Source organism: Kitasatospora sp. NPDC093558 (assembly GCF_040683475.1).
Classification (GTDB): domain Bacteria; phylum Actinomycetota; class Actinomycetes; order Streptomycetales; family Streptomycetaceae; genus Kitasatospora.
Genome location: NZ_JBFBDY010000178.1, coordinates 6069 through 12238, shown reverse-complemented (window position 1 = coordinate 12238; position 6170 = coordinate 6069). Strand labels below are relative to the sequence as shown.

General features: G+C 73.7%; 6 protein-coding genes. 5 read left to right on the top strand and 1 reads right to left on the bottom strand.

Features of this window, described 5'->3' with window-relative positions:
• The first annotated feature begins 523 nt into the window (after positions 1 to 523).
• From AB0O00_RS18525 to AB0O00_RS18515, 3 genes are all read left to right on the top strand, one after another.
• Positions 524 to 1591, top strand: a complete 1068-nt coding sequence (locus tag AB0O00_RS18525) for an RNA ligase (ATP) (RefSeq protein WP_363653034.1) — start codon at positions 524 to 526, stop codon at positions 1589 to 1591.
• Between the two features lie 181 nt (positions 1592 to 1772).
• Entirely contained in the window at positions 1773 to 3158 is a 1386-nt protein-coding gene (locus tag AB0O00_RS18520) for a cytochrome P450 (RefSeq protein WP_363653032.1), read from the top strand.
• A 199-nt stretch (positions 3159 to 3357) separates the two neighbouring features.
• Positions 3358 to 4182, top strand: a complete 825-nt coding sequence (locus AB0O00_RS18515) for an MHYT domain-containing protein (protein ID WP_363653030.1) — start codon at positions 3358 to 3360, stop codon at positions 4180 to 4182.
• 83 nt (positions 4183 to 4265) lie between these two features.
• On the opposite strand, the gene AB0O00_RS18510 is transcribed toward AB0O00_RS18515, so the two are convergent.
• Positions 4266 to 4634 (bottom strand): hypothetical protein, encoded by a 369-nt coding sequence (locus AB0O00_RS18510; protein WP_363653028.1) that lies wholly within the window; start codon positions 4632 to 4634, stop codon positions 4266 to 4268.
• A gap of 120 nt (positions 4635 to 4754) precedes the next feature.
• Here AB0O00_RS18510 and AB0O00_RS18505 point away from each other — a divergent pair, with 120 nt between their 5' ends.
• On the top strand, positions 4755 to 5513 hold the full coding sequence (locus AB0O00_RS18505; protein ID WP_363653026.1) for an RNA polymerase sigma factor: 759 nt from the start codon (positions 4755 to 4757) through the stop codon (positions 5511 to 5513).
• A gap of 5 nt (positions 5514 to 5518) precedes the next feature.
• On the top strand, positions 5519 to 6170 hold a 652-nt coding region (locus tag AB0O00_RS18500), incomplete at its 3' end, for a hypothetical protein (RefSeq protein WP_363653024.1).

Genomic DNA, 6170 nt, shown 5'->3' with positions numbered 1-6170 from the left:
GGCGGAGGACTTGCTGCCGCCGTCGCTGCCGCACGCGGTGACCCCGAGGCTGAGGGCGAGGGCCGCGGCGGCGGCGACGGCGAGTCTGCGGGTGGTGGTCGTGCGGGAGCCCATCGGTGCTTCCCTTCCTCGGCGCGCGCCGGAAGGGGCGCGGGGATGAGACCGCAGATGCGGCCGTTACGGTGATCATAGTGCCGCAGATGCGAGCGGAAAATCGTCTGTCGCATTGCACAGGCAGTCCGTGGCGACGGCGTGTTCCCAACTGTGGGAAGGCTCAAACGTGCACGGACGGTGGTGTGGAGGTGGCCCCGGGGTGGTCCTGGAGTGGGACTGAGGCGCGCGTCGGGGTCGCACGTATGCAGGTGCGCCGGGTGCGCCGGAGCAGGCGGAGGGAGTGCGGGCGTGCGGCGGGGGCGCGCCGAAATTGCGTCGCGCCCGGTGGGTCGAGCCGCCAGAGTGGTGGCGGTCCGCACCCCGCCGGCCCCGGCCGGGTGCACCGAGAACCACGGGGAGGAGCCCGTCCATGTCCACGCTGCGCGTCACCGCCGAGAAGCTCGTCGTCCTGGAACACCCGAATGCCGATGCCCTTGAGCTCGCGCAGGTCGGGCTCTATCGGGCGGTGGTCGCGAAGGGCGCGTACCGGACCGGCGACTACGCCGTCTACATCCCCGAACAGGCCGTGCTCCCCGAGGAGTTGATCGCCGAGCTGGGCCTGACCGGGAAACTGGCCGGCAGCAGGGCGGACCGGGTGAAGGCCGTACGGCTGCGCGGCGAGCTGTCGCAGGGCATCGTCTGCCGCCCCGCCTCGCTCGCCGGTGCCGACCTGGCCGCCGCGGCCGAGCGCGGCGAGGACTTCGCCGAGGCCCTCGGGATCGTCAAGTGGCAGCCGCCGGTCCCCACGTCGATGAACGGTGAGGTCGTCAGCGCGCCCGACCTCCTGCCCTGGGTGGACATCGAGAACCTCAAGCGCTACCCGGACGTCTTCGAGCCCGGCGAGCCGGTCGTGCTCACCGAGAAGCTGCACGGCAGCTGCTGCCTCGTCACCTACACCGCCGCCACCGGCGAGGTGCACGTGTCGTCCAAGGGCATCGGCGCGCAGGGGTTCGCCCTGGCCGAGGACGAGCGCAACCTCTACTGGCGCGCCGTCCGTGCCCACCGCATACCGGACGTCGCCGCCCGGCTGGCCGAACGGCTCGGCGCCGAGTGGGTCGGCATCTTCGGCGAGGTCTTCGGCGCGGGCGTCCAGGACCTGACGTACGGCGCCTCCGGCCGCACCGAACTGCCCGGCTACGCCGCGTTCGACGTGTCCGCGGTGGTGGACGGGCAACTGCGCTGGCTGTCCGCCGCCGAACTGCTCGACGGCGAGCTGCCGCTGGCGCCCGAGCTGTGGCGCGGACCGTTCGACCCCGGCACGGTGCTCGAACTGGCCCAGGGCAAGGAGACCGTCTCCGGACGCGAACTGCACCTGCGCGAGGGCGTGGTGATCCGGCCGGTGACCGAGCGCTGGAGCCCGAGGCTCGGTGGCCGGGCGATCGCCAAGGTGGTCAGCGACGCGTACCTGACCCGCAAGGGCGGCACCGAGTACGAGTAGGAGTCCCGGCGGGCCCGGCCGGCTCGGTGACCGGTCGGCCTCGGTGACCGGCCGGCCGGGGGAGGACGGCCGAGGGGAGGGCGGACGCGTTCGGTACGGCGTTTCCGCTCGCCCCGCGCACCCTTCCGCTGCTGATGACCAGTCAGTTAGGTTGGTGGGGCGCCGTGGAGAAGGAGACCCGATGACGATCGCCGCCGACCCCGCACCCGTCACCGCCACCCGACCGATACCCGGGCCGCCCGGCCTGCCCCTCATCGGCTCCGGGCTCGACCTCGGCCGCCGCCCGCTGCGCACCCTGCGCGCCGCCCGGGAAGACTACGGCGATCTGGTCCGCTTCCACGTGGGACCGATCGGGCTGGGCATGGACCTCTACGCCGTGTTCTCCCCCGAGGGCGCCCAGCAGGTGCTCGGCGGCGAGGCCGCCAACTTCCGCAAGGAGAACGCCTTCTACGACGAGCTGCGGACCAGCGTCGGCAACGGCCTGCTCACCAGCCAGGACGGCGACTACCAGCGCCAGCGCCGGCTCGTCCAGCCGCTGTTCACCCGCCGCCGGGTGGACGGCTACGCGGACGCGATCGCGCTGGAGGCGCGGGCGCTCACGGCGCGCTGGCGCGCGGTGCCGGACGGCGTCGTCGACGCGGCGGACGAGATGTCGCGGTTCGCCCTCCGCGCGGTGTCGCGGATCCTGTTCGGCGCGGACGTCGAGGAAGCGGTGGAGGTCGTGCACCGCAGCTTCCCGATCCTCGGCGCCTACGTCCAGGACCGGGGCGTCGCGCCGGTCCGCCTGCCGCGCCACTGGCCGACCCCGGGCAACCGTCGGGGCGTCGGGGCGCAGCGCGACCTGTACGCGGTCTGCGACCGGATCATCGCCGACCGGGCCGTGCGCGGCGCCGACCCCGACGCGGACGACCTGCTGACGCTGCTGGAGCAGGCGCGCGGCGAGGACGGGGAGCGGCTCGACCGGGACGAACTCCGGGACCAGGTGCTGGTGTTCCTGCTCGCCGGGCACGAGACCACGGCGACGTCGCTCGCCTTCGCCCTGCACCTGCTGGCGGGGCATCCGGAGCAGCGCCGTCTCGCGCGGGAGGAAGCGGAGAAGGCGCTCGGCGGTCGTGCGCCGACGGCTGCCGACCTGGAGGAACTGCCGTACATCACGCGGGTGTTGAAGGAGTCGATGCGCCTGTATCCGGCGGCGTCGATGGTCGGGCGGCGCTCGGTGGAGGAGACCGTCATCGGCGGGTACGCCCTGCCGGGGGGCGCACAGGTGCTCGTCGTGCCGTGGGTCACCCACCGGCACCCCGACCACTGGGAGGAGCCGGACCGCTTCGACCCCGACCGCTTCCTGCCGGAGCGGGAGAAGGGGCGGCACCGGTACGCGTGGTTCCCGTTCGGGGGCGGCCCGCGGGCGTGCATCGGGCAGCACTTCTCGATGCTGGAGGCGGTGCTGGCGCTGGGCGTGCTGCTTCGCGACTTCGATCTGGAGGTGGTCGACCACCGGGTGGCGCTCGCGCAGGGGATCACGCTGCGGGCGGCGAGCCCGATGCGGATCAAGGTCACGCCGCGGTGACGGGGAGCGCGTGACGGGTGACGGGCCCGGTGACCCCAGGGCGCACGACCACCCCATTCGAGCACACCGCTCCCGCCCCGCGGGCAGCTTTTCGGATCTTCCGGTGACCAGTCCCGGCCCTCGATAACGTCCCACGCGTCCCGGACCGGAATCGCATGAGCGGCTGGCATATGACAGGGACAGGTCGACCGGAGGTCCCATGGGAAGCATCAACCACCTCGGCTCCGGCTGGCTGACGCCCACGCTCTCGTACGCCATGGCCTGCGCGGGTGCCGCGCTCGGCCTGCGCTGCACCCTGCGCGGCCTCGCCGCGACCGGCGCCGTCCGCCGCAACTGGCTCCTGACGGCCGCCGCCGCGATCGGCTCGGGCATCTGGGCGATGCACTTCGTGGCCATGTTCGGCTTCACCGTCGACGGTGCCGAACTGCGCTACGACGTCCCGCTCACGCTGCTGAGCCTGCTGGTCGCGGTGCTGGTCACCGGTCTCGGCCTGGCCGTCGTCGGCTACCGCGGCGCCCGCGGGCCCGCCCTGCTGGGCGGCGGCCTGATCACCGGCCTCGGCGTCGCGGCGATGCACTACCTCGGCATGGCGGCCCTGCGGATGCGCGCCGGGCTGCGCTACGACTCCGGGACGGTCGCGCTGTCCGTCCTCATCGCGGTCGGCGCCGCCACCGCCGCGCTCTGGGCCGCCGTCACGATCCGCAACGGCTACGCGGCGGCCGCGGCCTCGCTCGTCATGGGGCTCGCCGTGAGCTGCATGCACTACACCGGCATGGCCGCCGTCCACATCCACCCCGAGCCCACCAGGACCGGCCTCGACGGCGCGAGCCCCATGGAGTTCATCTTCCCGCTCGCCGTCGGTCTCGGCTCCTTCCTCTTCCTGGCCGCGGCCTTCGTCGCGCTGTCGCCGCCCGCCCAGGACCGGGCCGGCCGCCGCCCGGCGGGCGAACTGACCATCGAGGAGTTCCCGGTGGCTTCTGCTCCCGCGCCGGCGGAGCCCGGTCGGCACGACCAGGCGGCCTGAGGGCCCCGTGTACGGACACGGCCGGTGCGCGGGCCGGGTGCCGCCGCGCCGCGGCACCCACGGTCAGGCCCGCGGCCCGGGAATCAGCCCCGGGTCTGGAACAGGACGCGGGTCCAGGTCGAGTTCGGGCAGTTGCCCCACACGTCCCACGCCTCCGGCCGCGCGCCGATCCACAGGCCGGTGCTGGACGTGCCGTTGGCGCAGTAGGTGATGGTGCGCAGCTCGCCGGAGTAGATGTTGCACTTGCCCTCCCAGCGCCAGCCGTAGTCGGCCGTGATGACGCAGTGGTAGGAGGCGGTGATGGCGTCGGTGGCGGCGTTCGGGCCGGCGGTGATGGTCCGGTCGGCCGCGGGTTCGGCGGCGGCGGGCAGGGCGGTCGTCCCGAGGATGCCGAGGGCGGCGACGGTCGCGGCCCCGAACGCGGCGATCTTCCTGGCGATGCAACCCGACATGGCGGTTCTCCTCGCTCGGCGGTTCTGTGGCGAATTCCCGTTCTCCGTACGGACGATGACGCATTGCACACGATTGAGCGCGTACAGTGAAACGACGAACTATGATGTGAGCTGAGTCACATGCATGTGCCCGGTCGGGGTCGGCCCCAACTGGGCGTTCGGGTGCCGATTTCCGGGGAGAACGGCATGGCGGAATTGACCGATCGATGGACCGGCAGGCGTGATCCGGCCGGCGAACCGACCGATTTCAACCGGGTGTTCACGGAAATGCTGCCGAGGCTCCACCAGGCGGCCCTCTCGCTCACGGGGAGCCCGTTCGCGGCGGGTGACATCGTCCACGACGCGTACCTGCGGATCGCCCGGCGCCCGGAGCGGTTCCTCGGCCATCCGCAGCCGTACGCCTACGTGTTCACGACGATGGCGAACATCCTGCGCGACCAGTGGCGTCGGGAACGGCGCCGCGTGGCGCTCCCGGGGGCGGCGGAGCGGGATCGCGAGCGCGCGGCGACCGACCCGTCGGCCGGCGGGATGGCGGAGCTCCAGGCGCGGTGGGAAGTGGTCCGGCTGCTGCGCTGCCTGACCGCCAAGCAGGCCAGGGTGGTGGTCCTGGTGGACCTCGACGGCTACAGCGTCGACGAGGCCGCGGAGCTCCTGGGGCTGCACCGCAGCACGCTGGCGGTCACCCGGCGCCGCGCTCACGTCCGGCTGCGGGCTGTCGTGGAGCGCGAACGGGCTGCGGCGGGCGAGCGTGGCGGCAGGGGAGGCAGTCGCGGCGGTGGTTGTGGTGCTGGCGGTGATGGGGGCGGGGTTGCGGGGGAGGGCCCGACGCACCGAACTGACGGCAAGTCAGCTGATGTGCCGTCCCGGCCCGTACGCTGAAAATCGTGATCACGTACGAGGACCGCCGTCTGCGCGCCCTGGCCGACGAGGGCCGTTGGCCCGAACTGCTGGCCGTCTACCGCCGGGTCCGGACGGCGGCGGTGGAGCGCTGCGGCGAGCTCTTCGGGGCGATGGAGGCCGCGCCGCTGGGCCACCTGATCGCGTACGCGGCACCGCCGGAGGTGGCCGTGCGGCTGTTCGACCGGGACGGCGGCCCGGGCGCCGTCGCCGGACCGGGCGACCACGACGCGGGGCCGCTGTGGGAGGTGCTGGCGACGCGGCACTCGTGGCTGCGGCTGGCTCCGCTGCTCGTCCCGGCGCGCGTGCGGCGGCTGGTCGCGCACACGCGGGTGCTGATCGGCGAGGACCTGTCCTTCGGCGCGGAGCCCGATCCGGAGGGCGTGCCGCTGCTCCTGGAGCCGTGGGAGGCGGCGGGGTGGGGCGAGGGGGTGCGGGTCCGCGACTACCTGCCCCGAGGGGGTGCGCGCAGTGCGTTGCTGACTCTGCCGGCCAGCCGGGAGGGTCTCGGGCCGGTGGCGCTGCCCGATCCGGGGCGGCGGCTGCGCGGGCAGCGGGCCACCCGGGTGCTCGCGGAGCTGGTGGACTGGGCGGAGGTGGCGTGCGTGCGCGGCCGGATCGACGCGGTCTACCGGGAAG

Coding starts and splice junctions, on each gene's coding strand:
- AB0O00_RS18525 (WP_363653034.1), top strand. CDS start 524: ATGTCCACGCTGCGCGTCACCGCCGAGAAGCTCGTCGTCCTGGAACAC.
- AB0O00_RS18520 (WP_363653032.1), top strand. CDS start 1,773: ATGACGATCGCCGCCGACCCCGCACCCGTCACCGCCACCCGACCGATA.
- AB0O00_RS18515 (WP_363653030.1), top strand. CDS start 3,358: ATGGGAAGCATCAACCACCTCGGCTCCGGCTGGCTGACGCCCACGCTC.
- AB0O00_RS18510 (WP_363653028.1), bottom strand. CDS start 4,634: ATGTCGGGTTGCATCGCCAGGAAGATCGCCGCGTTCGGGGCCGCGACC.
- AB0O00_RS18505 (WP_363653026.1), top strand. CDS start 4,755: ATGCATGTGCCCGGTCGGGGTCGGCCCCAACTGGGCGTTCGGGTGCCG.